We start from the raw sequence: 608 nt of genomic DNA, 5'->3' as shown, positions 1-608 counted from the left end.
CACCGCGCAGAAGCCCTTCTCTTCGATCAGCCACTTGGTGATCTCGGCCCGGGCCTGATAGAACTCCTGAGTGCCGTGCGAGCTCTCACCGATCAGAACGAGTCGAGCGTCGCCGATCAACCGGGACAACACCTCTCGCGGCGGCACGCCGCCGGGTGCGTCGACGGCGACCCGCCGGATGACCTCGGCGGCAGTTTCTTGCCGGACTTCAACCAGAGTCGGGCCGGTCGTCGGGGCGGCGAGCAGATCCCGGACTTCCTGATCGCTGACTTGGCTGAAGTCCCAGTATGATTCGCCGACCGCGAGGAACGGGGTCGGCATGCTCGCACAGACCATGTCGTCGACGAGCCCGGCGAATCCCCGGCAGGTGGACTCGGGTGCCGCCGGCACTGCGATCACGATCTGCGCGGGCTCGGCCTCGCGTAGTGCCTGCACCGCGGCGAGCATGCTGGCACCGGTGGCCAACCCGTCGTCGACGAGGATAACGGTCTTGCCGGTGAGGTCGACCGGAGGGCGACCATCCCGATAGGTGGCCTCGCGCCTGGCCAGTTCTCGCCCTTCGCGTTCCGCGATCTCGCGCAGCTGCGCAGGGGTGATCCGCAGGCCCC

1 protein-coding gene is annotated in these 608 nt (G+C 68.1%); it reads right to left on the bottom strand.

The genetic code is table 11. From position 1 onward, the window contains the following. The coding region (locus tag F6Q13_RS19615) for a phosphoribosyltransferase (RefSeq protein ID WP_293060049.1) at window positions 1-608 on the bottom strand (608 nt) is incomplete at both ends.

Origin of the sequence: Mycobacterium sp., from assembly GCF_008709575.1 — a bacterium.
In the GTDB taxonomy this organism is placed as follows: domain Bacteria; phylum Actinomycetota; class Actinomycetes; order Mycobacteriales; family Mycobacteriaceae; genus Mycobacterium.
Note: the sequence above shows the minus strand (reverse complement) of the source record. Positions and strands in the feature narration are given on the sequence as shown.